A 24,671-nucleotide genomic window follows, 5' to 3' on the forward strand; every position below is an offset into this window, starting at 1 on the left:
AAGAGCGTTTTCCGCTTCGTCTGAGAGGGCGGGCACGGGACGCTGACACCCAGTACGCGGTCATCCACAAGGAGTACGCCCTGGGTACGTCCATCCGCAGAGCGGTGGTGTTCTGCGCCGTTCCCGTCCTGCTGGCCGCGACCGCCTGCGGCTCCGGTGTCGGCACCGCATCGGTCGATCCGAAGGACGTGGGCCCGGCGAAGGGCTCCATCACCTGGTACGCCATCAACTTCGGCCCCGAGGGCCTGCCGCAGAAGCTCATCGACGCGTTCGAGAAGAAGCACCCGGACATCTCGGTGAAGTACCAGCCGGCACCGAACAACACCGACACCATGCGGGCCACCCTGACCACCGAGATCACGGGCGGCTCGGGGAGCATCGACGTCTTCAACGGCGATGTCATCTGGCCCGCCCAGTTCGGCGCCGCGCACCTCGCCATGCCGCTGGACGAGCACCTGCCCGACGACTTCTGGGACCGCTACACGGACCAGCGCGCCCGGGTCACCGAGCACGAGGGCAACCACGTCGCCGCGCCCCTCTACAGCGACCAGGGGTTCATGTACTACCGCAAGGACCTCCTGGCGAAGCACGACATCGACGTGCCCGAGACCTGGGAGGAGCTGCGGGACGCCGCCGAGCGCCTCCAGGACGGCGGCGACGTGCGCTACGGCTATGTGGCGCAGTGGGCCAACTACGAGGGCCTGACGGTCAACTTCACCGAGATGTCCGCCGCGGCGGGCGGGCGCAGCGTGACGAAGGGAGAGCACGACGCCGCCATCGACTCCCCGGAGAACCGGCGCGTCCTCGAGTTCATGCGCGGGATGATCACCGACGGGGTCGCGCCTTCGGCCAACACCAGCTTCCAGGAGCCGCAGTCGCTCCAGACGTTCGTGGAGGGCGACGCCGCGTTCCACCGCAACTGGTCGCACGGCCTGGCCGAGGCCGACAACCCCGACACCTCGAGCGTGGTCGGCAAGGTGGGCGTCACCGAGATGCCGACGTTCGAGGGCGAGAAGGGCCCGGGCAAGGGCGCGTTGGGCGGCTGGAACCTGATGGTCAACCCGCACAGCGAGGCGATCGGCGCGGTGCTGGCCTTCATCGAGTGGATGACGGGGAACGAGGCGCAGCGCATCCTCGCCGAGAACGGAGTGCTGCCGACGGTCACCGACGTGCTCGACGACGAGGAGCTGCACGAGAAGAACCCCGTGCTGGCCCTGGCCGCCGACTCGGAGCTGGTCACCAGGCCCGCCGACACCCCCAGGTACCCGCAGGTCAGCAACGGCATCTTCACCAATGTCAACGGCGCCCTCGCCGGGTCCACCACCCCGGTCACCGCGCTGCGCTCGGCCTCCGACGACATCCAGCGCGCATTGGAGCACAACGCCCTATGAGTGACACTCCCCCGGAGGGCGTCCCCCGGGCCGAACAGCCGTCCGACGGGGACGACGGGCACACGGTCGCGTACGGGCGCGGCAAGCGCGAGCGGGCGGCGAAGGGGCGCCCCTCGGCCAAGGGCGCGGCGACGGCGAGCGGGCCACCGCCGCGCAAGCGCAACCGCGTGCCGAGGTTCGGGCGGGTGGAGCGCACCGTGCTCGAACGCCGCTTCGCCCGGCTCGGCTGGGGCTTCGCGACGCCCGCGCTCTTCGTCGTGCTCGCGGTGACCCTCTTCCCGATCGCCTACTCGGTCGCGATGAGCCTGAGCCATGTCGAGGTGTCGGCGGGCGGCTTCCACCTCTCCGGCTTCACCGGGGAGCACTACGGGCTGCTGCTGCGCTCGGGACGGTGGTGGCACGCGTTGATCTTCACGGTCCTGTACACGATCGGGACCGTGCTGGCCGAGCTGATCCTCGGCACGATCATCGCGCTGGTGCTCGAGCGGCTCGGCGGCCCGGGCCGGGGCTGGATGATGGCGCTGCTGCTGCTGCCCTGGGCGATGATCACGGTCGTCTCGGCGCAGCTGTGGGCGTACATGTACAACGGCGTGTACGGCGTTCTCACCAGCGTCTCCGAGGGGATCACCGGGCATCCCGTGCAGTTCCTCGGGACCCGCTTCCCCGCGATCATCTCGATGGCGGTCGCGGACGTGTGGAAGACCACGCCCTTCGTCGCGATCATCGTGCTCGCCGGGCTGATGATGCTGCCCGACGACGTCAACGAGGCGGCGAAGGTGGACGGCGCGGGGGCGTGGACGGCGTTCTGGAAGGTCCGACTGCCGCTGCTGCGGCCCGCGTTGACCATCGCGGTGCTGTTCCGCATCCTCCAGGCGTTCGGCATCTTCGACCTGCCGTTCGTGCTGACCGGCGGAGGGCCCGGCGACGCGACGGAGTCGATGGCGTTGCTCGGCTGGCATGTGATGTTCACCAACCTCGACTTCGGGCCCGGCGCGGCCGTGGCGGCGAGCACGGCGCTGCTGGTGCTCGTCGGCTGCCTGCTCTTCCTGCGCGCGTTCAGGGCCCGGGTCGCCGACGAGGAGACCACAGCTTGACTTCCTCCCCCGCCTGAAGGCGGGGGGTTCCAGCGGTCGCCCGCTGGGGTTCCTGCTTCATCGACGACTGCCCTGTCCGGGAGGACTCCCGTTGAGGTCTTACACCGTCTCCACAGGCTGCTGCCGCCAGCCCGGCGGCCAGGATGGTGCGTGCCGCGTTCACGTCACGGTCGTGCACCGCGCCGCAGTCACACGTCCACGTCCGGACGTTCAGCGGCAGTTTCTCGCGGACCGTGCCGCAGGCCCCGCACAGCCTGGAGCTGGGGAACCATCGGTCGATCACCACGAGTTCACGCCCGTACCAGGCACACTTGTACTCCAGCATGAAGCGAAGCTCCGTCCAGGCCGCGTCCGAGATGGCGCGCGCGAGACGCCCGTTCTTCAGCAGGTTGCGGACGGTGAGGTCCTCGATCACGACCGTTTGGTTCTCACGGACGAGCCGAGTGGTGAGTTTGTGGAGAAAGTCCCGGCGCCGGTCGGCGATCCGCGCATGGACACGGGCGACCTTCCGGCGGGCCTTCTCACGGTTGGCCGAGCCCTTCGCCTTACGGGACAACTCCCGCTGCGCGCGGGCCAGGCGCACACGGTCACGCCGCTCGTACCGGGGATTGGCGATCTTCTCCCCGGTGGACAAGGTCACCAGCGAGGTGACGCCCGCGTCGACACCGACCGTGTTCGCGGTCGCCGGGACCGGGGCGGGGGTGTCCTCGCACAGCAGGGACACGAACCAGCGTCCAGCGGCGTCGCGGGACACCGTCACGGTCGAAGGACTCGCACCGCCGGGCAGGGGACGCGACCAGCGGATGTCCAGCGGCCCGGACATCTTCGCCAGCGTCAACTCCCCCTCACGCCACGTGAACGCGCTCCGGGTGTACTCGGCCGACGCCCTCGACCTCTTCCGCGACTTGTAGCGGGGGTATTCGGCCCGCTTGGCGAAGAAGCTGGTGAAGGCCGTCTGAAGGTGACGCAACGCCTGCTGGAGCGGGACGGAGGACACCTCCGTCAGGAACGCCAGTCCCTCGGTCTTCTTCCATCCGGTCAGCATCGCCGACGACTCCACGTAGGAGACCCGGCGCTGCTCGCCGTACCAGGCCCGCGTGCGTTCCTCCAGCGCCTTGTTGTACACGAGACGGACGCAGCCGAACGTCCGCGACAGCTCCGCCGCCTGCCCGTCCGTGGGGTAGAAGCGGTACCTGAACGCCCGCTTGACCTGCCGCGCCATACCTCACACCCTATCAACCCCCATGTGACCCAAGGGTGTCGACCGGTGGCCGTGGACGCCGAATCGCCCTGGCGGCTATCCGCCTTCCCCTGCCCTGCTCCGCAGGAGCTTCGTTTCCTCCCCGGCCTGAAGGCCGGAGTATCCACCAAGGAGACCAGATGAGCCGCATCGTCGAGCGCGTGCGCCGCGTCCGCTTCACCTGGACCCACCTCGCGGCGCTCGTCATCGCGCTGCTCGTGGCGGCGCCGCTGTACTGGATGGCGGTCTCCTCGTTCAAGGGGAAGGACGAGATCGGCGCCAACCCCCCGACCGTCTTCGCCGACCACCCCACGTGGGACAACTACCGGGAGGCGTTCGCCGACAACAACTTCGGCACCTACCTGCTCAACTCCGTGCTGGTGTCGGTGATCGCCACGATCCTGGTGCTCAGCCTCAGCTCGTTCGCCGGGTACGCGCTGGCCCGGCTGCCGCTGCGCGGCAAGGCGCCCATCATGGTGGCGCTGCTGATGATCTCGCTCTTCCCGACCATCGCCCTGGCCGCCCCGCTGTTCCTGCTGATGCGCGACGTGGGGTGGCTCAACAGCTATCAAGGGTTGATCATCGTGTACACGGCCCTCAACGTGCCGTTCGCGGTCTGGATCCTGCGGAACTTCTTCCTCGGGATCCCGAAGGAGATGGAGGAGGTCGCGTGGGTGGACGGCGCCTCGCCGGTGCGCACCGTGCTGACCGTGATCCTTCCGCAGGCCAGGCCCGGGATGTTCACCGCGGCGATCTTCACGTTCACCGCGTGCTGGACCGAGTTCCTGATCGCGCTGACGCTCAACACGGCGGATCGGTACCGGACGATGCCGGTGGGTCTCGCGCTGTTCGGCAGCCAGTTCACGGTGCCCTACGGGACGATCTTCGCCGCGGCGACGGTCTCGGTGCTGCCCATCGCCCTCCTCGTCCTGGTCTTCCGCCGCGCCGTGGTCTCGGGCCTGACCGCGGGCGCCGTGAAGGGCTGATCTCCTGGGCCGCCCCGTTCCACGCCCCACGAAAGGTCCCGTCACCATGCCGACCTTCAGCCGCCCGACGCCCTCCTGGCTGGCCGACGCCGTCCTCTACCAGATCTATCCGCAGAGCTTCGCCGACTCCGACGGCGACGGCATCGGCGACTTCGCGGGCATCACGGAGCGCCTCGACCACCTTCAGTGGCTCGGCGTCAACACCGTCTGGCTGAACCCGTGTTTCGCCTCGCCGTTCCGCGACGCCGGCTACGACGTGTCCGACTACCTCTCGGTCGCCCCGCGCTACGGCACGGCCGACGACCTGGCCGCGCTCGTCGAGGCGGCGAAGGGGCGCGGGATCCGCGTCATGCTCGACCTGGTGGCCGGGCACACGTCCGACCAGCACGCGTGGTTCCAGGCGGCGGCGAACGACCCGGACGACGGCCGTTACATCTGGGCCGAGCCGGTCGACGACGCGCCGCTGCCCGACCGTTTCGTCCCCTCCCCCGGGACCAGGCCCGGCGGGTACCTGCCCAACTTCTTCGACAGCCAGCCCGCCCTCAACTTCGGCTACGCGCGCACCGATCCCGACGAGCCGTGGCGCCAGTCCGTGGACGCCGAGGGTCCGCGCGCCAACCGGGCGGCGCTGCGCGAGATCATGGACCACTGGCTGCGGCTCGGGCTCGCGGGATTCCGCGTGGACATGGCGCACTCGCTCGTCAAGGACGACCACGACCTGGCCGAGACCTCCACGCTGTGGACCGAGCTGCGCCGGTGGCTCGACGCCACCCACCCCGAGGCGGCGCTGCTCGCCGAGTGGGGTGACCCCTCGGTCTCCGTGCCCGCGGGGTTCCACTCGGACTTCTTCCTCCAGTTCGGCGGCCCCTCCGACGGCCTGCCGCTGCGCTCCCTGTGGAACAACAACCACGGCACCGTCGCCGACCACTGGACCCAGCGCCACTGCTATTTCGACGCCGAGGGCGGCGGCACCGCGGGCACGTTCGTCACCGCCTGGGAGTCGCTCCACGCGGTCACCGCCGACTGCGGCTTCATCACGCTGCCCACCGCCAACCACGACTTCTCGCGCCTGGCCTGCGGCCCGCGCACCGCGGAGCAGCTGCCCGCGGCGTTCGCGTTCCACCTCACCTGGCCGACGCTGCCCGCCATCTACTACGGCGACGAGATCGGCATGCGCTACATCCCCGACCTCGACGACCACGAGGGCAGCGTCCTCGGCCCCCGCTACAACCGCGCCGGGTCCCGCACCCCGATGCAGTGGGACACGTCGGCCAACGCGGGCTTCTCCACCGCCCCGCACGACCGGCTCTACCTGCCGATCGACCCGTCGTCCGACCGGCCGACGGTGGCCGAGCAGCGCGCCGACGAGGGCTCGCTGCTGCACCTGGTGCGCCGCCTGATCGCGCTGCGCAAGAGCACGCCCGAGCTGGGCAGCCACACGCCGGTCGACGTGCTGCACACCGGCTATCCGCTGGTCTACACGCGCGGCGGGCGCTATCTGGTGGTCGTCAACCCCCGCAGGGACGCGGCCGAGTTCGCGCTGACCTCGCCCTCGATCGCCCCGGGGCGGCGTGTGGAGGGCGACGGGGTGACCGTCGAGGGGGGACGGATCGACGCGAACGGCTTCGGCTGGGGCATCTTCGCGCTGTAGCAGGGGAGTCGCGCGTCCCGGCTTCCGCTCGAGTGTGCTCCAAGCGGCAGACTGCCCGGCATGGAAGACACGACGCAGACACGCGTGCTGGGGCGCAGCGGCATTCCGGTCAGCGCGCTCGGCTTCGGCTGCTGGGCCGTCGGCGGCGAGTGGTTCGCCGCCGACGGCCGCCCGCTCGGCTGGGGCCCGGTGGACGACGACGAGTCGGTGCGCGCCATCAGGCGCGCCATCGACCTGGGGGTGACCCTCTTCGACACCGCCGATGTCTACGGCACGGGGCACAGCGAGGAGGTGCTCGGCCGGGCGGTCGCGGGGCGGCGGGACGAGGTGCTGATCGCGTCCAAGTGGGGCAACGTCTTCGACCCGGCGACCAGGACCAGCTCGGGCACGTTCGACGTCACGCCCGAGCACGCCCGCCGCGCGCTGACCGACACCCTGCGGCGGCTCGGCACCGACCGCCTCGACCTCTACCAGTTCCATGTCAACCAGGGGCCGCTGGACGCCGCGGCCGAACTCAGGGAGGTCTGCGAGGAGTTCGTCGCCGAGGGGCTGATCAGGGCGTACGGCTGGTCCACCGACGACCCCGAGCGGGCCAGGCTGTTCGCCGCGGGGCCGCACTGCGCGACCGTGCAGGTCAGCTGCAACGTCCTGGCCGACGCCCCCGAGATGCTCACGCTGTGCGCCGAGCTGAACCTCGGCGCCGTCATCAGGGGCCCCCTCGCCATGGGCGCGCTCACCGGCAAGTACGGGCCGGGCGGCACGGCCACGCTCGGCGCGGGCGACATCCGCGCCAGGCCGCCCGAGTGGCTGACGTTCTTCGAGAACGGGCGGGTCACCGCGGCGTGGCAGGCGCGCTTCGACGCGGTGCGCTCGATCCTCACGAGCGGGGGGCGCACCCCGGCGCAGGGGGCGTTGGCCTGGCTGTGGGCGCGCAGCCCGCACACCGTGCCGATCCCCGGCATCCGCACCGTGGCGCAGGCCGAGGAGAACGCGGGCGCGCTGGCGTTCGGGCCGCTGACCGAGGCTCAGATGCGGGAGATCGAGGCGCTTCTGGCATCATGAGCCCCATTGTTCGCACACTGAAACAGGGGGCTCGCCTTGTTCGGGATCATCAGGCCGTGCCGACACCGGCTGCCGGGAGGGCTACGCGAGGAGTGGATGGCCCATCTGTGCGGCCTCTGCCTGGCGTTGCGCGGCATCGAGGGCCAGGCCGCGCGCATGGCGACGAACTACGACGGACTGCTGATATCCGTCCTGCTCGAGGCCCAGACCGAGCGGACCCCCGGGGCCCGGCGCACCGCCGGGCCCTGTCCTTTGCGCGGGATGCGCCGGGCCGATGTGGCGCGCGGGCAGGGGCCGAACCTCGCCGCCGCCGTCTCGCTCGTGCTGGCCTCTGCGAAGATCCGCGACCATGTGGCGGACGGCGACGGGCTGTTGGCGCGCAGGGCGGCGGCCACCGCCGCGCGGCGCGTCGCCAAGGGCTGGGACGCGGCCGGGGCGCGCGGCGGCGCGGGCGTCGGCTTCGACACGGCGGTGCTGGTCGACGCGGTGGACCGGCAGCAGGGCATCGAGTCGCTCGCGGGCCCCGGCACCCCGCTGCTGACGGTCACCGAGCCCACCGAGACGGCCACGGCCGCCGCGATCGCGCACACCGCGCGCCTCGCGGGGCGCCCGGGCAACGTCGCCCCGCTCGCCGAGGTGGGGCGCCTCTTCGGGCGCGTCGCGCACCTGCTCGACGCGGTGGAGGACCAGGCGGACGACGAGGCGAACGGCGCCTGGAACCCCCTCACCGCCACCGGCACCCCGCTGACCGAGGCGCGGCGACTGTGCGACGACGCCGTGCTGGGGGTCCGCCTCGCGCTCGCCGAGGCCGAGTTCGCCGATGACCTGCTGGTGCGGGCGCTGCTCGTGGACGAGCTCGAGCACGCGGTGCACCGGACGTTCGTCTCGGCCGGGGCACCCTCCTCGGGCGACGGCGGGCACGGTGCGGAGGACGGCGGGCACGAGGACAAGCCGTCCAAGGGCCGGGGCTCCCGCACGCGCTGCGGCCGGGGCGGGGACCCGAACAAGCGGAGGAGGCGCCGCAACGACGCCTGCGACTGCGGCGGCTTCGCCGCCTGCACCTGCTGCAACTGCTGACGCGGGCGCCCTGAAGGACGCCGGGTCAGCCCGCGGTCCGCCGGGCGATGCGGGGCCCGCGCCCGCACGCCAGGATCTCGTGCTCGCTGGCGTTGCCGCCGCTGCACATCACCGCCACCCTGCGCCCGGCGAAGCGGGCCGGCCTGGTGAGCACCGCGGCCAGGGCGGCGGCGCCCGCGCCCTCGGCGAGGGTGTGCGCGTCGCGCATCAACGCCCACTGCGCGGCGGCGATGTCGTCGTCGCCGACCAGCACGAAGTCGGCGAGGCCGCCGCGCATCAGCTCCTGGGTCAGCGCGAAGCCGCGCCCGGTGGCCAGGCCCTCGACGCGCGTGCGGTTCGGGCGGGTCAGCGGCGCGCCGCCCGCGTGCCACGTGTCGTGGGCGGCGGGCGAGGCCGCCGCCTGGACGGCGATCACCTCGCAGCGCGGCGCCAGCGCGGCGGCGACCAGGCAGGCCGCCGCCGCGCCGCTGCCGCCGCCGACCGGGACGACCAGCGCGTCGAGGCCAGGCTCGCGGTCGAACACCTCCAGATACGCGGTCGCCACCCCGGCGATCAGGTCGGGCTCGTCGGCCGCGCTGACCAGCCGCATGCCGCGTTCCGCCGCGAGGGCCGCGGCGCGCTCGGCGGCCTCGCCCAGGTCGGCGCCCGCCTCGATCAGCTCGGCGCCCATGGCCCGAACGGCGTGCGCCTTGGCGGGGTTGGGGCGCTCGGGCATCACGATCGCGCAGGGCGCGCCGAAGCGGGCGGCGGCGTAGGCGAGGGACTGGGCGTGGTTGCCCGTGGAGTACCCGACGACGCCCCGAGCGCGCTCGGCCCCGTCCATCCCGGCCAGCAGCGTCAGGCCCCCGCGCACCTTGAACGCGCCGGTGGGCTGCGCGTTCTCGTGCTTGACCAGGACGGTCGCCCCCGCGGTGGCGTCGAGCGCGGGATAGGACCACATCGGGGTGGGCGGCAGGTGGTCGGCCAAGAGGCGGCGGGCGCGCAGCGCGTCGGTGATGGTGGGGCGTCGCGGCGATGACATGCCAGCACCGTGCCATGACCTGGATCGATAGATCCAATGCCGGTTTTCTCTGAACCCATCGACGTCGCCTATGCGTGGGGGTTACGCTCGCGGCCATGCTGGATCTGACGCGGCTGAGGGTGCTGGTCGCGGTGGCGCGGGAGGGCTCGGTCACCGCGGCGGCCGAGGCGCTGCACTACGCCCAGCCGTCGGTGAGCCACCACCTGGCCAAGCTGGAGGCCGAGGCGGGCGTGGTGCTGGTGCGCCGTGCGGGGCGCGGGATCGTGCTGACGGACGCGGGGCGGCTGCTCGCGGCGCGGGCCGAGGAGATCCTGGGCCAGGTGGAGGCGGCGCAGACGGAGCTCGCGGCGCACGCGGGGCTCGCGACGGGGCGCGTGCGGCTCGCGGCGTTCCCTTCGGCGCTCGCCACGCTCGTCCCGGCCGCGGCCGCGCTGCTCGCGGCCGACCATCCGGGGGTCGAGCTGGCGCTGAGCGAGGCGGAGCCGCCCGAGGCGCTGACCGCGCTGCGGAACGCCGAGGTGGACGCGGCGCTGATCTTCGACCATGACGAGCCGCTGCCGGGCGACCGGCGGAACACCACGGTGACGCGGCTGGTCCACGAGCCGATGTATGTGGTGACGCCCGAGGGCGCGCGATGGGAAGGGCCCGTGACGTCGCTGGCGACGTTCGCGGCCGAGAACTGGATCGCGGGGTGCGAACGGTGCAGGACGCACCTGTCGGCGCTGTGCGCGCGGGCGGGGTTCGCGCCGCGGATCACGTTCGAGACGGACGACTACGTGGCTGTGCAGGCGCTCGTCGCGGCCGGGCTCGGGGTCGGGGTGCTGCCGGGGCTCGCGCTGCGGGCGCACCGGCACCCGGGGGTGCGGGTCGACCGGCTGCCCGAGGACCGGCGGTGCGTGTCGCTGGCGATCTACGGCAGGCCGCCCGCGGCGCTGCCCGTGCAGGCGTTCGCCGCGGCGCTGCGGGCGGTCGCGGACCGGACGGAGCTGTCCGGGCCTTGACCGCGCCGCGGCGCGCGGGCGTCGTGTTTGGTGTGTGAGGCGTTACGGGGTGGTGTCGGTGGTCGTGGTGGTGCGGCGGCGCGCGGCGTGGACGGCCGCGCCCCCCGCGGCGGCGAGGGCCGCGGCGGCGCCGAGCAGGGCCGCGGTGTCGGTCGCGCCGCCGGTCGCGGCGAGCGCGCCGCCCGCCGCGCCGCCCTGGGGTGCGGGGCCGCCGGGGGTGTCGTCGCCGTCCGAGCCGCCGGGCCCGTTCGGGTCGGTCGGCAGGTCGGCGTCCTCGGTGAGGGCGACGGTCACGGTGACCGGGTCGAGCTCCTCGCCCTCGGCGTAGAAGCCCGCGAACGCCTGGGCGCCGTCGGCGGTGAGCGCGGCGGGCACCGCGGCCAGGGTGATCACATCGCCATCGGGGGTCAACGCGCCTTCCGGCACGTCGAGTTCGGCGACGGCGATGTCCTGGTACGCGGAGACCTCGCCGGTCTCGCGGTCCTTGGACGACACGTCGGCGATCAGCGTGCCCCCGGTGCCTTCGATGTCCACGGCCAGGTCGGAGAACGACAGGTCGAGCGCGCCGTCGTGGCCCGTGAAGCGGACCGCGCCGTCGAACCCGGCGTCGAGGGCGGGCGTTTCGGCGACATACGCGCCGGTGGCACCGGGGAAGCGGTAGCCGTCGGCGATCTCGGTCGCGCCGCCGGTGAGCTCGACGTCGCCGCCCGCGATCGGCCCGGTGACATAGGAGCGGAACGACTCCTTGACGCCCCAGTCGAGCGTGCCGTCGTGGACCGGGCCGAGCGGCTCCTCGTCACCGCCGGGGTCGTTCCCCTCCGGGTCATCGCCGTCGGGGTCATCGCCGTCCGGGTCATCGCCGTCCGGGTCCTCGCCGCCCGGGGTCTCAGGGGTGACCGTCAGGGTCGCCGGGTCGAGCGCGGTGCCCTCGGCGTACATCGGGGTGCCGTTGTAGGAGAACGCCTCCGCGCCGTCGGCCGTGAGCGTGGCCGGGATGTCGGCGAACACCAGCGCCCCGCCCTCGCCCGAGCCCGGCGCGACGCCGGTCAGGTCAAGATCGGCGAACTCCACGTCCTCCGTGGTCTCGCCCGCGATGGTGACATCCGTGACCAGCGTGCCCGCGGTGCCCTCCGTCACCACCCGGGGCGCGGACAGCTTCAGGTCGAGCAGCCCGTCGTGGCCGAGGAAGTGGACGCTGCCGTCGAACGCCGTGTCCACGGCGTGCGTTCCGAGGTCGTAGGCGCCGGTGCCCCCGGTGAAGCGGAAACCGCTCTCCGTGGCCTCGGCGCCGTCCGCCGCGGTGGCGCTGCCATGCGCGATCGGCCCGGTGATGTAGCGGCGGAACGACTCCTTCACGCCCCAGTCGAGCGTGCCGTCGGTCAGGCCGATGGCCTGCTCCCCCGGCCCTTCCTGCGCGAACGCCGGGGTGACGGGGGCGGTGAGGGCCAGCGCGGTGGCGGTGGCCGTGGTGAGCAGCAGGCCGCCGCGGGTCAGCGTGCGGGATCTGAGGGCAGTCATGACGGGTCGGACTCCTCGTTCGATGGGGAGGTGGATGGGGTTTCTTCCTCGGTCGTGGCGGTGGGCCCCGCGGCGCGCGCGGCGCGGCGGCGCAGGAGGAGCGCGGCGACCGCGAGGGCGGCGAGCGCGGCGGCCCCCGTGGCGATCAGCGTGGTGGTCGACGCGCCGCCGCCGTCCCCCGAGTCGGCGGTGGCGGGCGTCGGTTCGGGGTGGTCGGACGGCTCGGGGGACGCCTCGGCGGTGGGCTCGACGCCGAGGTCGGGCAGGGCGGGCAGCTCGGCGTTCTCGTCCACGGCGATGGCCAGGGTGAGCGGGTCCATGGCGGTGCCGGGCGCGTAGAGGTCGCCGAACGCCGCGGCGCCACGCTCCGTCAGCTCGGTGGGCACCTCGCTCAGCAGCAGGAGACCGCTCTCCGGCTCGCCGGGCCCGGCCTCGAACGTGACGAGCGGCTGGTCCTCCTCGGTGGCCCCTTCCGCCGTCACATCGGCGGCCAGCGTGCCCGTGCCGTCGGCCACGGTGACGGTGACGCCGTCGAGCCGCAGGTCGAGCCCGGTGCCGGTGAAGCGCACGCCGCCCGCGAACGCGACCTCGGCGGCGCCCGCGCCAGGATCCACGGTGCCCTCGCCCTCGGGGAAGCGGAAGAGCGCACCGCCGTCCAACGCGCCCCCTTCGAGCTCCCACGCGCCCTCGGCGACGGGCCCGGTGACGTACTCGCGATAGGTGCGGCGCACGCCCCAGTCGACGGCGGCGTCCACGATCTCCCGTTCCCCGCCCGCGTCCCGGCCCGCGTCGTCCGGCTCACCGTCCGGCTCGTCCGAGGGCCCGGGCCCGTCGGGGGCGGGCGCGGCGGGCTCCTCGGTGTCGGCGGTGAGCGTCACCGGGTCGAGCGCGTCGCCCGCCGCGTAGTACCCGGCGAACGCCGTGGCGCCCTCGGCGGTCAGCGTCGCGGGGATCCCCGTGACGGCGAGCCGGGTGCCGCCGCGCAGCTCGACGCCCCCGAAGTCCAGGTCGGCCAGCGGCACTTGGGCGGACTCGGTGAACGCCCCCGTGTCCCGGTCGCGGCTGCGCGTGTCCGCGTGGAGGGTGCCGGAGCCGCCCTCGACGCGGACGGTGGGGTTGCTGATCGTCAGGTCGAGCTGAGGGGTGCCGTCCTCCTCGCGGTGCCCCGTGAAGTGCACGCCCCCGGCGTACGCGGCGGTGAACGCGCCGGTGTCCTGGTCGTAGCCGCCGCTCGCCGAGTGGAAGCGGAACTGGCTCTCGCCCACCGTGGCCGCGCCCCCGTTGAGCGTCCAACCGCCGTTCGCGATGGGCCCGGTGACATAGGTCTGGAACGACGCCCTGATGCCCCAGTCGAGCCGCCCGCCCGCGATCGTCCGCTCCTGGGCGGGGTGGACGGCGGGGGCGGCCTGGGCGGCGGCGGGCGGGAGCAGCACGGCGAGCGCGGTCAGTATCCCGGTCAGCGCGCGTCTGCGCGGCGGTGCGGGCAGCATCCTAGGGTCCTCCCAGTCACCCCGGGGCGGATAGGTGAGGTTAGGCTAACCTAAGTCATCCGCGGTCCAGCCCGCACCCCCGAAAGAGGTGGACGCATCGTGGCGCACCGGCTCAGATCCGCAGGTCCGCTCGCAACGCTCGCCCCGCTGCTCGCGCTTGTCCTCGTGCTCGGCGGGTGCGCGGGCTCCGACGGCTCCTCGTCGGGCGGCGAGGAGCCCGGGGCCTCGGCGAACTCGGCCGAGGCGCCGCCCGATCGGGTGGAGCCGCTCGAAGGGCCGCCGCCGGAGCCCGAGTTGCCGGTCACGGTCGCCTCGGCCGACGGCGACGAGGTGACGGTGGCGTCGGCCGAGCGGATCGTTCCGCTCTCCGGGTCGCTCTCCGAGATCGTGTTCTCCCTCGGCCTCGGCGACCGGGTGGTGGCCCGCGACGTGACCGCCACGTTCGAACAGGCCGCGGACCTCCCGCTGATCACGCGTGGGCACGACGTCTCGGCCGAGGGCGTGCTGTCGCTCAGGCCCGATGTGGTGCTGGCCGAGTCCACCACGGGACCCGACGAGGCCGTCGACCAGATCAGGGCGGCGGGCGTCCCGCTGCTCGTGCTCGAACCCGCCCTGTCCCTCGACGACATCGGGCCGCGCGTCGACGCGGTGGCCGAGGCGCTGGGCGTCGAGGCCGCGGGCGGGGAGCTGGCCGAGCGCACCGCCGAGCGCATCGGGGCCGCGCAGGGCGGGATCCCCGAGACCGGCGACCGGCCGCGGGTGGCGTTCCTTTATCTGCGCGGCTCCGCCTCGGTCTATCTGCTCGGCGGTCCCGAGTCGGGGGCCACGTCGCTCATCGAGGCGGCGGGCGGCAGCGACGCGGGCGTCGAGTCGGGGCTCACGGGCGACTTCACGCCGATCACGAGCGAGGCGCTGGCCGCCGCCGCGCCCGATGTGATCCTCGTCATGACCAAGGGACTCGAATCCGTCGGCGGCGTCGACGGGTTGCTCGAGATCCCCGGCATCGCGCAGACCCCCGCAGGGCTTGACCGCCGCGTGGCGCACATCGACGACGGCGTCCTGCTGAACTACGGCCCGCGCACCGACCAGGTGCTCGCCTCGCTCGCCGCGCAGCTGCACGAGGGCGGCGCGTGAGCACCGCCACCAGGCCCACGCGGGAGGCGGGTCGGGGCGCGGCGGAACGGGCCATGGCGCGGCGGACCCCGCTCCTCGCGGCCGGGCTCGCGGCGGCCCTCGCGGTGCTCGCCCTGGTGTCGGCCGCGACGGGCGCGTACCCGATCCCGCCGGGCGACGTGCTCGGCTCGGTGCTGCACCGGGTGGGGCTCGGGGGCGCGGAGCTGGACCGGGTGGGCGAGAGCGTGCTGTGGGACGTGCGGTTCCCCCGCGTGGTGCTCGCGCTGCTCGTGGGGGCGTCGCTCGGCTGCGCGGGCGCGCTCATGCAGGGGGTGTTCGGCAACCCGCTGGCCGAGCCAGGGGTGATCGGCATCTCGTCGGGGGCGGCCGTGGGGGCGGTGGCGGCGATCGCGTTCGGCTGGACGTTCCTGGGCACGTGGACCGTCACCGTCTTCGCGTTCGCGACGGGTCTGGTGACGGTCGTGGTGGTGTATGCGCTGTCGCGCGCGGGCGGGCGCACCGAGGTGGTGACGCTCATCCTCACGGGCATCGCCGTCAACGCCTTCGCGGGCGCGCTGATCGGGCTCTTCGTGTTCCTCGCCGACAACGCGCAGATCACCCAGATCACCTTCTGGCAGCTCGGCTCGCTCTCCCAGGCGACGTGGCCCAAGGTGCTCGCGGTGCTGCCGTGCGCCATCGCCGGGCTGCTGATCGCGCCGGCGTACGCCCGGCGCCTCGACCTGCTCGCGCTGGGCGAGCGACCCGCGCGCCACCTGGGCGTGGACGTCGAACGGCTGCGGCTCGCGCTGATCCTGGTGGTGGCCCTGCTCACGGCGGCCGCGGTCGCGGTGGCGGGCGTCATCACGTTCGTCGGCCTCGTCGTCCCGCACCTGCTGCGGATGGCGGCGGGCCCCGGGCACCGCTTCCTGGTGCCGGGCAGCGCGCTCGCCGGCGCGCTCGTGCTGCTGACCGCCGACCTGGTGGCGCGCACCGCGGTGCAACCGGCCGAGCTGCCGCTCGGGGTGCTGACGGCGCTCGTGGGCAGCCCGTTCTTCTTCTGGCTGCTGATGAGGACCCGCCGCAGGCAAGGGGGTTGGGCATGAGCGGCGTGCAGGGCACGGGCGGGACCGGCCTGCGGCGGCGGCTGGCCCGGGCGCTCGCCGGGGGTGGCCCGCGGCTGCCCGACGCCCCCGTGCCGGGGCTGACGCTGGCCACCGCGAAGGGACTCACCGTGCGCCTGGGGAGGCGCACGGTGCTCGACGGCGTCGACCTGGGCGTCGCGGCGGGCGAGGTGCTGGCGCTCGTCGGGCCCAACGGCGCGGGCAAGTCCACGCTGCTGGCCGCGCTCGCCGCCGACCTGCCCCCCGCCGAGGGGGAGGTGACCATCGAGGGGCGCCCGGCGCACGCCTGGCGCGCGCCCGAGTTGGCCCTGCGCCGCGCTGTGCTTCCGCAAATATCCACGCTGGCCTTTCCCTTCACCGTGGCCGAGGTGGTGCGCATGGGGCGTGCGCCCTGGGCTCGCACGCCGGCGCGGGAGGAGGACGACGCGGCCGTGGCCGAGGCGATGGAGGACGCGGAGGTCGTCGCGTTCCACGACCGCCCGTTCGCCGCGCTCTCGGGGGGCGAGCGCGCCCGCGTCGCGCTGGCCAGGGTCCTGGCGCAACGGGCGCCGCTGCTGCTGCTCGACGAGCCGACGGCCGCGCTCGACCTGCGCCACCAGGAGCTGGTGCTCCGGGTCTGCCGCGAGCGGGCGGCGCGGGGCCCCGGCGTGGTCGTCGTGCTGCACGACCTCGGCCTCGCCGCCGCGTGGGCGGACCGCGCCGCGGTGCTCGACGGCGGGCGGATCGCCGCCGAGGGGCCGCCCGACGGTGTGCTGACCGAGGAGCTGCTGAGCGCCGTCTACCAGCACCCGGTCGAGGTGCTCCCCCACCCCCGCACGGGCGCCCGCCTGGTGGTGCCCAGACGCCCTGGAAGACCAGCCCCCTGAACCTGGCGATTTCGGAAAGTTCCCGCGAACAGCCGCCGAACGACAGTGGGATGCCCTACCCTTTTCCAGCGGCAGGGCGCGCACTCACGGGGAGATGAAGGCGCGCCTTCTTTGTCGCTCCGCTCCTTCACGTAATTCACGCAATCTCCGCAGTGTTGCCGCATCAGACCTTGGGGGGTTCATGCGTCATTCACAGGCATCGTCGCGCTATGGGGGCATCCGAAGACCATCCGTGGTCGGTCGGCGCTCCCTACCCCACCGTGACACCGCTCGCTGGTACGCGCCCGTCGCCGTCACCGCCGACGCCTCGGGCGTGTTCGTCCCCGTCCTGACCGTCTACGCGCTGGCCCCCGAGCCCCGCCCGCTGGCCGCCGCGGCCACCGCGGGGCTGTGCTGGCTCACCATCCGCGCGGGCCACCGCCGTTACCTCCGCGGCAACCTCGGCGAGACCCGGGGCCTGCTCGCCGCCGCGCACGACTGGCTCGTCCTCCTCGGCGTGCTGGCCGGGCTGCGGGCCCTCACCGGCGAGAGCTCGGCCGTGGGCTCCGCCCTCGTCGCCCTGGCGCCCGCCCCCCTGATCACCGGGGTGACATGCGCCCTGATCCACCACCATCTGACGGGGCAACGGCATCAGGCGCAGGCGCTGCGGCGCGTGCTGCTGATCGGCGAGCCCGGGCCCGTGGACGACGTGGCCGCGCGCCTCGCCGCCCGCACCGACCACGCGTATGTCGTGGTGGGCACCGTGCTCGCGGGCCCCGGCGCCACCGACTGCGGCATCCCCGAGCTGGGCCGCCTGGACGCCTCGTGCCCCGAGCGCGTCCCCGCGGTCCCCGACCTGATACCCGACGGCCAGGACGGGACGACCGTCCTGGCCGCCGCCAGGCGGCAGGACGCCGACCTCGTGCTGGTCATCCCGGGACCCGTGCTCGGCGGCGAGCGGCTGCGGCGGCTGACGTGGGCCGTGCAGGACGCGGGGATCCCGCTGGCCGTCGCGTCGGGGCTCACGGAGGTGGCGCGGCGGCGGCTCTCCGTCTCCTCGGCCGCGGGGCTCACCCTCCTGCATGTCGCGCCCCCGCTGCGCCGGGGCGCGCAACCCCTCGTGAAGGCCGTCCTGGACCGCGCGGCCGCCGGGGTCGCGCTCCTGGCGCTCGCGCCGCTGCTCGCGCTGGTCGCCACGGCCGTGCGCCTCGATTCGCGCGGGCCCGTGCTCTACCGGCAGACCCGGATCGGGCACCGGGGCACGCCGTTCACCCTGTGGAAGTTCCGCACGATGGTCCCGGACGCCGAGCTGCGGCGCCCCGAGCTCGAGTCGGCCAACGACCACACCGCGGGGCCGCTGTTCAAGATGCGCGGCGACCCGCGCGTCACCCGGCTGGGGCGGCTGCTGCGCCGCTCGTCGCTCGACGAGCTGCCCCAGCTGTTCAACGTCCTGCGCGGGCAGATGGCGCTCGTCGGCCCCCGCCCGCCGCTGCCCGAGGAGGTCGCCAGATACGGCGCGGTCGAGCTGCGCCGCCTCGGGGTCAAGCCGGGGCTGACCGGGCCCTGGCAGATCAGCGGGCGCTCGGAGCTGTCGTGGGACGAGGGCCTCGCGCTCGACCTGCACTACGCGGACAACTGGTCGGTCACCGGCGACCTCGACGTGCTCGCGCGCACCCTGCGCGCGGTCGTCGACGGCCGCGGGGCGTACTAGTGCCGGGTCGCCCCCTCCCCGCGGGGGGCCGCGCCCTCGCCGAGCCACCACGCGTATGTCTCGCGGATGCCGCGCGCCAGCGGCGTCCGCGGGACGAAGCCGAGGGCGCGCAGCCTGGTGGTGTCGAGCAGCTTGCGCGGGGTGCCGTCCGGCTTGGTCGGGTCCCAGGCGATCCGGCCGGTCCAGCCGACCGCGTCGGCGACCGTCGCGGCCAGCTCGGCGATGGTGACGTCCTCGCCGCAGCCGACGTTGACCGCCGTCTCGCCGTCGTAGGAGCGCAGCAGCAGGAGGCACGCGCGGGCCAGGTCGGAGCTGTGCAGGAACTCACGGCGCGGCGTCCCCGTGCCCCACAGGACCACCTCGTCGCGGCCCGCCTCCTTCGCCTCGTGCAGGCGGCGGATGAGGGCGGGCAGCACGTGCGAGGTCTCGGGGTCGAACGTGTCGCGCGGGCCGTAGAGGTTGGTGGGCATCGCCGCGATGTACGCCCGCCCGAACTGCCGCCGGTACGAGCGGACCTGGGAGATGCCCGCGATCTTCGCCAGGGCGTAGGGCTCGTTGGTCGGCTCCAACGGCCCGGTCAGCAGCGCCTCTTCGGGGATCGGCTGCGGGGCGAGCCTGGGATAGATGCACGAAGACCCCAGGAACAGCAGTCTGTTGACGTCCGCGGCGTGCGCGCCCGCGATCACGCTGAGCTGGATCCTGAGGTTGTCCTCGAGGAACGGCACCGGGCGCGTGTGGTTGGCCATGATGCCGCCCACCGTCGCCGCGGCGAGCACCACGGCGTCGGGGCGCGCCTCGCGCAGGAACGCGCCGGTCGCCTCCGCGTCGCGCAGGTCGAGTTCGTCCCTGGTCCTGGTCAGCACCTCGTGACCGGCGTCCGCCAGGACGCGGGCGATGGCGGATCCGGCCAGGCCCCGGTGGCCCGCGACGAAGATCCGGGCGTCGGGATCGAGCAGCGTCGTCATGCGACGCGATTGTGCCAGGGCGCGCCACGGGGCATGGCGCGTTCCACCGTCCGCCCCACCGTCCGTACCGACCTCTCGGAAGGGGATCCTCCATGGGCAAGACCGCGTTGATCACCGGGGTGACGGGCCAGGACGGCTCCTATCTCGCGGAGTTGCTGATGGCCAAGGGCTACACGGTGCACGGCCTGGTGCGGCGCTCCTCGTCGTTCAACACCGAGCGGATCGACCACATCTACCAGGGCCCGCAGGACCCCGCGCGCACCCTGGTGCTCCACCACGCCGACCTGACCGACGGGGTGGCGCTGGTGAACCTGCTGCGCGAGACCCGGCCCGACGAGGTCTACAACCTGGGCGCGCAGTCGCATGTGCGGGTGTCGTTCGACGCGCCGCTGTACACCGGGGACGTCACGGGCCTCGGCACCGTGCGGCTGCTCGAGGCGATCAGGGCGAGCGGCGTGGACACCCGCATCTACCAGGCGTCGTCGTCCGAGATGTTCGGCGCGGCGCCGCCGCCACAGCACGAGCGCACCCCGTTCCACCCGCGCAGCCCGTACGGCTGCGCCAAGGTGTTCAGCTACTGGTCGACCGTGAACTACCGGGAGGCCTACGGCCTGTTCGCGGTGAACGGGATCCTGTTCAACCATGAGTCGCCGCGCCGCGGGGAGACGTTCGTCACCCGCAAGATCAGCAGGGCGGTCGCCCGGATCAGGGCCGGGCTCCAGGACCGCCTCTACCTGGGCAATCTGGACGCGGTGCGGGACTGGGGCTACGCGCCCGAGTATGTCGAGGCGATGTGGCGCATGCTCCAGCGGGACGAGCCCGACGACTACGTCGTCGCCACCGGGGTGCCCGCCACCGTGCGGGACTTCCTCGAGGCGGCGTTCGCGGCGGGCGGGCTCGACTGGGCGGAGCATGTGCGCTTCGACCCGAAGTACGAACGCCCCAGCGAGGTGGACGCGTTGGTGGGCGACGCGACGAAGGCCCGTGAGCTGCTCGGCTGGCAGCCCTCGGTGCACTGGAAGGAGCTGGCCGGGCTGATGGTGGAGGCCGATGTGGCGGCGCTCGACGCCGAGTTGAGCGGCGCCCGGGTGCGCATCGACCGGTGAGTTCAGGCCGCGTGGCCCCCGCGCGCAACCAGAGGCGGCGCCAAGTGGTCGAAACAGAGGGCGAAGGCAGGGAGTTCGGGAAATGGTGGGGCGATGAGCACGGGATCGGGACGGGCGAGACGCGCGTGGCGCGTGCGCGGTGGGGCGCTCGGCGCCGTGCTGGCGCTGACGGCGGGGCTGCTCGCCGGGACGGGGGGCCCTTCGGCGCCCCAGGCGCGGGCGTTGACGCCCCCGCTGACGATGACCGCGGACGACCTGCCGACGTGGCAGACCAACGGCATCGTCTACGCCCTCGCCGAGGCGAACGGCGTGGTCTACGTCGGCGGCACGTTCTCCACGGTCCGCCCGCCCGGCGCCGCTTCGGGCACCCAGGAGGTCCCCGCCGCCAACTTCGTGGCCCTCGACGCCGCCACGGGCGCGCCCGTGGACTGCGACCTGTCGTTCACCGTGGGCTCGGGCACCGCGACCGTCCGCTCCCTCGCCGTCTCGCCCGACGGGCAGACGCTGTACGCGGGCGGCACGTTCGGCTCGGTCAACGGCGTGGGGGCCAGCAGCGTCGCGGCGTTCGACCTGGGCGAAGGGTGCGCGCGGCTGCCGTTCCCCGTCGCGGCCAACGGCATCGTCCGCGCCATCGAGGCCAGCGACGAACGGGTCTATCTGGGCGGGGACTTCACCCAGCTCAACGGCACCGCCAGGGCCCGCTTCGGCGCGGTCGACACCGCGGGCGCCGTGCAGGGCTGGCGGGCCGACGGCGACGAGATCGGCAAGGCCATCGCCCTGACCCCCGACGGCGAACACGTCATCCTCGGCGGCGACTTCTTCGAGATCAACGGCGCCGACTCCCACGCCCTCGCGGTCGTGGACGCCGACACGGGCGCCAACGTCCGCACCTATCCCCTGCCGTTCATCGAGTCAAGATCCACCGTGCAGGACCTCGTGGTGGACGCGAACGGCTTCTACACGGCCAACGAGGGCACCGGCGGCTTCGACGGGCGCATCGCGCTCGACCTGGAGACGTTCGACCAGAAGTGGCGCGACACCTGCCTGGGCGCCACCCAGGCCGTGGCCGTGCACGACGAGGTGCTCTACAGCGGCCACCACGCCCACGACTGCTCCAGCATGGGCGCCTTCCCGAACCAGGCGCGCTACCACCTGCTGGCGCAGTCGGTGCACGACCCCGAGCTGCTGGGCTGGTTCCCGAACACCAACGACGGCCTCGGCGAGCAGCTCGGCCCGCGTGTGATGACCGTGGCGGGCGAACACCCCACGGACGACCGCGAGTTCATGTGGGTGGGCGGCGGCTTCACCACGGTCAACGGGCAGCCGCAGTGGGGCCTGACGCGCTTCGCCACGGGCCCCGACACGGGCGCGCCCACGGTCCCCGAGGCGCACGCCGCGAGCCCGGCGGCCGACCGCGTCGACGTCACATGGGCGCCCAGCCTCGACCTGGACGACAGCCTGCTGACCTACCGCGTCTACCGGAACGGCGGGAGCCAGCCGGTGCACACCGTCGAGGGCTCGTCCCTGCCCTGGCGCAAGCCCCAACTCACCTGGTCCGACCCGGATGTGGCGGCCGGGGAGACCCATAGCTACCGGCTGACCGCCACCGACGGCGCCGGGAACACCAGCGCGCTGTCACCCCCGGTGAGCGTGACGGTGGCCAGCGGTGGACAGCCCTACGCGGACGCCGTCCTCGCCGACGACCCGGTGATCTTCTGGAACTACGACGAGACGGCAGGGAACTTCGCGTCGGACGCCTCGGGCAACGGCGGCAACGGCATCCACCGCGGCGGCCCCCAGCGCGGCACCACCCCGCCAGCCGTGCCGGGGCCAGCCGCCGCGGCCGTGGGCTACGACGGCACCGACTCCTACACCTACAGCGACCGCGCCTACGCGGGCATGACGCGCTACACGGTCGAGACGTGGTTCAACACCACGACCACGCGCGGCGGCAAGCTGATCGGCATGGGCGACCGCATCCTCGAGCTCAGCTCCCGGCGCGACCACAACGTCTACATGCTCAACGACGGCCGCCTCACATTCGGCGTCTACACCAACACCTACCGGACGATCACCAGCGCCCAGTCGTTCAACGACGGCGAGTGGCACCATGTCGCCGCGTCCGTCGGGGCGAACGGCATGCGGCTCTATGTCGACGGCGAGCAGGTCGCGGCCAATGGCGTGGTGACGGCGGCGCGCAGCGTCAGCGGGTACTGGCGCACGGGCGGCGACAGCCTCTCCGGCTGGCCCAACCGCCCGGCCAGCGACTATTTCGCGGGGCGCCAGGACGCCACCGCGATCTACCCCGCGCAGCTGTCGGCCGCCCGCGTCGCCGCGCACCACGACGCGGCGTCGATCCCGACGGACACGGTGACCGCGCTCGCGCCCACCGCCGACACCTATGTCAACGGCGCGGCGGTGAACGCCAATCACGGCACCCACCAGCAGCTCGCCGTGCGCGGCACCCCGGCCTACGAGAGCTATCTGGCGTTCGACCTGCCCGAGGCGCCGCCGGGCCAGGTGCTCAAGGCGGCGGCGCTGCGGGTGCGGGTGAGCAACGACGCGGCCGCCGGGTCGCTCGACGACTTCTCGGTCCGCCCGATCACCGGCGCGTGGACGGAGACCGGCACCACCTACGCGACCCGCCCGGCCCTGGGCGCCGAGGTGCTCGGCACGCTGAGCGCGCCCGCGGCGCTCGGCGGCGCGCACAGCGTCCCGCTCGACCTCGGGACGGTGGAGGGCGCGCTGGGCGGAACGTTCGACGTGGCGCTCACCGGCACCGGGACCGACAGCCTGTGGCTGTGGGCGGACGAGGCGGCGGCCGCGGGGAATCGGCCGCAGCTGCTGCTGACGTTCGGGGCGCCCTGATGCGGCGCCGCCGCGCCCCGCTGCTCGCCCCCCTGCTCGCCGTCGTGTTCGCCGCCGCCCTCGCCCTGACCGCGTGCGGCGGCGGGGACGGGGGCGGGGGCGACGGGGACGGGGATGACGGCGCGGCCCCGACGGCGCCCGCCTCGGCCTCCGCGTCCGATGGGGCGGCGCCCGGGCCCGCGCCCGAGGACGAGCAGGAGGAGGCGGACGACGGCATCCCGGACGAGACCGTGCCCACCGACGAACTCACGCCTCCCGAGGGGGAGTTCAGCGAGGAGCAGCAGGGGTATCTCACCGATCGGGTGCCCGAGGGGGTGGACCCGGGGGCCATCCTCGACCTCGGGGCCGAGGCCTGCGACCGGATCGGCTATCTGGAGCGCCACGACCGCGAAGCGGCCGTCGCGGCGCTGCGCGACGGCGAGATCCCGGACGCGGAGCCCGCCGTCGAGCACCTGTGCCCCGAATACGCCGAGTTGCTGACCGAAGCGCGAGGAGAACAGTGACGCGACTGCCGATCGTGGTGGCGATCCCCACGAAGAACGAAGCCGCCAACATCGCCAGCACGGTGCGTTCGGCCATCGGCCACTTCGCCGCCGTCGTCGTGGTGGACTCCGACAGCACCGACGACACGCGGGCGCTGGCCGAGGCCGAGGGCGCGGAGGTCGTCCCCTACGCGTGGGACGGCGCGTACCCCAAGAAGAAGCAGTGGTGCCTCGACCACATACGCACCGACATCCCGTGGCTGCTGTTCCTCGACGGCGACGAGACGCCCAGCGGCCAGCTCCTCCTCGAGCTGCGCCGGATCTTCCTCGACGGCCGCCCGATCCGCCCGGCGGCGTTCGACATCCCGCTGCGCTACTGGTTCGCGGGGCAGCGGCTGCGCCATGGCCACACGATCGTGAAGCGGGCCCTGCTCGATCGCACCAGGGCCCGCTTCCCCGAGCCCGACGACCTGGCCGCGCCCGGCATGGGCGAGCAGGAGGGCCACTACCAGCCGCTCGCCGACCCGGTGCACCGGCTGCGCGGGCCGATCGAGCACCTCGATCTCGACCCGGTGCGCACATGGTTCGAGCGGCACAACCGCTACTCGGACTGGGAGGCATGGCTCGAGGCGCACCCCGAGGTGCGCGAGGAGATCCGCACGGCCAAGACCCGCCAGGGCCAGCTCTTCCACCGCGCGCCGTTCAAGCCGCTGCTGTCGTTCGGCTACGCGTACGTCTACCGCCTGGGCTTCCTCGACGGGCGCGCGGGCTGGGACTACGCGCTGGCGATGAGCTTCTACCGCTGGCAGATCGGCGTGAAGGCCCGCGAGGCGGGGCGGGCCGCCGCCCGCGGCGGGAACGGAGGCTGAACGGCGGCTCGGCGTCGGGGCGGCGGGCCGCGGCGGGGGGTGGTGGCGGGCCGGGTGGTG

General features: G+C 73.7%; 20 protein-coding genes. 15 read left to right on the plus strand and 5 right to left on the minus strand.

Annotated features, from left to right (window positions below; all coding sequences use genetic code 11):
• Positions 1 to 104 precede the first annotated feature (104 nt).
• Together D7318_RS05890 and D7318_RS05895 are read left to right on the plus strand one after the other, a co-directional pair.
• Positions 105 to 1,391 carry an ABC transporter substrate-binding protein gene (locus D7318_RS05890; RefSeq protein ID WP_183091281.1) on the plus strand — a complete coding sequence of 429 codons (1,287 nt, stop codon included), beginning with the start codon at positions 105 to 107 and terminating at the stop codon, positions 1,389 to 1,391.
• Positions 1,388 to 2,485, plus strand: a complete 1,098-nt coding sequence (locus tag D7318_RS05895) for a carbohydrate ABC transporter permease (protein WP_120695806.1) — start codon at positions 1,388 to 1,390, stop codon at positions 2,483 to 2,485. The genes D7318_RS05890 and D7318_RS05895 overlap by 4 nt, the downstream gene beginning before the upstream one ends.
• Here the strand turns inward: D7318_RS05895 and D7318_RS05900 are convergent.
• Positions 2,448 to 3,707 (minus strand): RNA-guided endonuclease InsQ/TnpB family protein, encoded by a 1,260-nt coding sequence (locus D7318_RS05900; protein ID WP_120695807.1) that lies wholly within the window; start codon positions 3,705 to 3,707, stop codon positions 2,448 to 2,450. The two genes, D7318_RS05895 and D7318_RS05900, sit on opposite strands and share 38 nt — an antisense overlap.
• Before the next feature lie 158 nt (positions 3,708 to 3,865).
• Here D7318_RS05900 and D7318_RS05905 point away from each other — a divergent pair, with 158 nt between their 5' ends.
• The 4 genes from D7318_RS05905 to D7318_RS05920 are packed head-to-tail and all read left to right on the plus strand — an operon-like array spanning position 3,866 to position 8,501.
• Complete coding sequence (locus D7318_RS05905) at positions 3,866 to 4,711, plus strand: carbohydrate ABC transporter permease (protein ID WP_120695808.1); 846 nt, start codon at positions 3,866 to 3,868, stop codon at positions 4,709 to 4,711.
• Positions 4,712 to 4,757: 46 nt separating this feature from the next.
• Positions 4,758 to 6,362, plus strand: coding sequence for an alpha-amylase family glycosyl hydrolase (locus tag D7318_RS05910; RefSeq protein WP_120695809.1), 1,605 nt, complete (start codon positions 4,758 to 4,760; stop codon positions 6,360 to 6,362).
• Between the two features lie 60 nt (positions 6,363 to 6,422).
• Positions 6,423 to 7,424, plus strand: coding sequence for an aldo/keto reductase (locus D7318_RS05915; protein ID WP_120695810.1), 1,002 nt, complete (start codon positions 6,423 to 6,425; stop codon positions 7,422 to 7,424).
• A 36-nt stretch (positions 7,425 to 7,460) separates the two neighbouring features.
• Entirely contained in the window at positions 7,461 to 8,501 is a 1,041-nt protein-coding gene (locus tag D7318_RS05920; RefSeq protein ID WP_220729518.1) for a DUF5685 family protein, read from the plus strand.
• Between the two features lie 25 nt (positions 8,502 to 8,526).
• Here D7318_RS05920 and D7318_RS05925 read toward each other — a convergent pair whose 3' ends face one another.
• On the minus strand, positions 8,527 to 9,522 hold the full coding sequence (locus D7318_RS05925; RefSeq protein WP_120695811.1) for a threonine ammonia-lyase: 996 nt from the start codon (positions 9,520 to 9,522) through the stop codon (positions 8,527 to 8,529).
• A gap of 95 nt (positions 9,523 to 9,617) precedes the next feature.
• Here D7318_RS05925 and D7318_RS05930 point away from each other — a divergent pair, with 95 nt between their 5' ends.
• Positions 9,618 to 10,523, plus strand: coding sequence for a LysR family transcriptional regulator (locus D7318_RS05930; RefSeq protein WP_120695812.1), 906 nt, complete (start codon positions 9,618 to 9,620; stop codon positions 10,521 to 10,523).
• Between the two features lie 42 nt (positions 10,524 to 10,565).
• Here D7318_RS05930 and D7318_RS05935 read toward each other — a convergent pair whose 3' ends face one another.
• Together D7318_RS05935 and D7318_RS05940 are read right to left on the minus strand one after the other, a co-directional pair.
• Positions 10,566 to 12,041, minus strand: a complete 1,476-nt coding sequence (locus D7318_RS05935) for an HtaA domain-containing protein (protein ID WP_120695813.1) — start codon at positions 12,039 to 12,041, stop codon at positions 10,566 to 10,568.
• Positions 12,038 to 13,531: an HtaA domain-containing protein gene (locus D7318_RS05940; RefSeq protein ID WP_120695814.1), complete on the minus strand. Its 1,494-nt coding sequence runs from the start codon at positions 13,529 to 13,531 to the stop codon at positions 12,038 to 12,040. The genes D7318_RS05935 and D7318_RS05940 overlap by 4 nt, the downstream gene beginning before the upstream one ends.
• A 99-nt stretch (positions 13,532 to 13,630) precedes the next feature.
• On the opposite strand from D7318_RS05940, the gene D7318_RS05945 reads away from it, so the two are divergent.
• The 4 genes from D7318_RS05945 (at position 13,631) to D7318_RS05960 (ending at position 18,321) form a co-directional block, all read left to right on the plus strand.
• Positions 13,631 to 14,665: a heme/hemin ABC transporter substrate-binding protein gene (locus D7318_RS05945; protein WP_120695815.1), complete on the plus strand. Its 1,035-nt coding sequence runs from the start codon at positions 13,631 to 13,633 to the stop codon at positions 14,663 to 14,665.
• Between the two features lie 53 nt (positions 14,666 to 14,718).
• Positions 14,719 to 15,747 (plus strand): FecCD family ABC transporter permease, encoded by a 1,029-nt coding sequence (locus tag D7318_RS05950; protein WP_120696077.1) that lies wholly within the window; start codon positions 14,719 to 14,721, stop codon positions 15,745 to 15,747.
• Complete coding sequence (locus D7318_RS05955) at positions 15,744 to 16,631, plus strand: heme ABC transporter ATP-binding protein (protein WP_120695816.1); 888 nt, start codon at positions 15,744 to 15,746, stop codon at positions 16,629 to 16,631. The genes D7318_RS05950 and D7318_RS05955 overlap by 4 nt, the downstream gene beginning before the upstream one ends.
• 181 nt (positions 16,632 to 16,812) lie before the next feature.
• Positions 16,813 to 18,321: an exopolysaccharide biosynthesis polyprenyl glycosylphosphotransferase gene (locus tag D7318_RS05960; protein ID WP_120695817.1), complete on the plus strand. Its 1,509-nt coding sequence runs from the start codon at positions 16,813 to 16,815 to the stop codon at positions 18,319 to 18,321.
• Here D7318_RS05960 and D7318_RS05965 read toward each other — a convergent pair.
• Positions 18,318 to 19,286, minus strand: coding sequence for a GDP-L-fucose synthase family protein (locus tag D7318_RS05965; RefSeq protein ID WP_120695818.1), 969 nt, complete (start codon positions 19,284 to 19,286; stop codon positions 18,318 to 18,320). The genes D7318_RS05960 and D7318_RS05965 overlap by 4 nt on opposite strands.
• 92 nt (positions 19,287 to 19,378) lie before the next feature.
• On the opposite strand from D7318_RS05965, the gene gmd reads away from it, so the two are divergent.
• From gmd to D7318_RS05985, 4 genes are all read left to right on the plus strand, one after another.
• Positions 19,379 to 20,392, plus strand: coding sequence for a GDP-mannose 4,6-dehydratase (gene gmd / locus D7318_RS05970; protein WP_120695819.1), 1,014 nt, complete (start codon positions 19,379 to 19,381; stop codon positions 20,390 to 20,392).
• 93 nt (positions 20,393 to 20,485) lie between these two features.
• The gene (locus D7318_RS05975; protein ID WP_120695820.1) at positions 20,486 to 23,260 is read left to right on the plus strand and encodes a CBM96 family carbohydrate-binding protein; all 2,775 of its coding nucleotides are present in this window, start codon (positions 20,486 to 20,488) and stop codon (positions 23,258 to 23,260) included.
• Entirely contained in the window at positions 23,260 to 23,763 is a 504-nt protein-coding gene (locus tag D7318_RS05980) for a hypothetical protein (RefSeq protein WP_120695821.1), read from the plus strand. Before D7318_RS05975 ends, D7318_RS05980 begins: the two co-directional genes overlap by 1 nt.
• Positions 23,760 to 24,611 carry a glycosyltransferase family 2 protein gene (locus D7318_RS05985; RefSeq protein ID WP_120695822.1) on the plus strand — a complete coding sequence of 284 codons (852 nt, stop codon included), beginning with the start codon at positions 23,760 to 23,762 and terminating at the stop codon, positions 24,609 to 24,611. The genes D7318_RS05980 and D7318_RS05985 overlap by 4 nt, the downstream gene beginning before the upstream one ends.
• The last annotated feature ends 60 nt before the right edge of the window (positions 24,612 to 24,671 follow it).

The sequence above is a fragment of the Streptomyces radicis genome, from assembly GCF_003626575.1.
Lineage (GTDB): Bacteria > Actinomycetota > Actinomycetes > Streptomycetales > Streptomycetaceae > Streptomyces > Streptomyces radicis.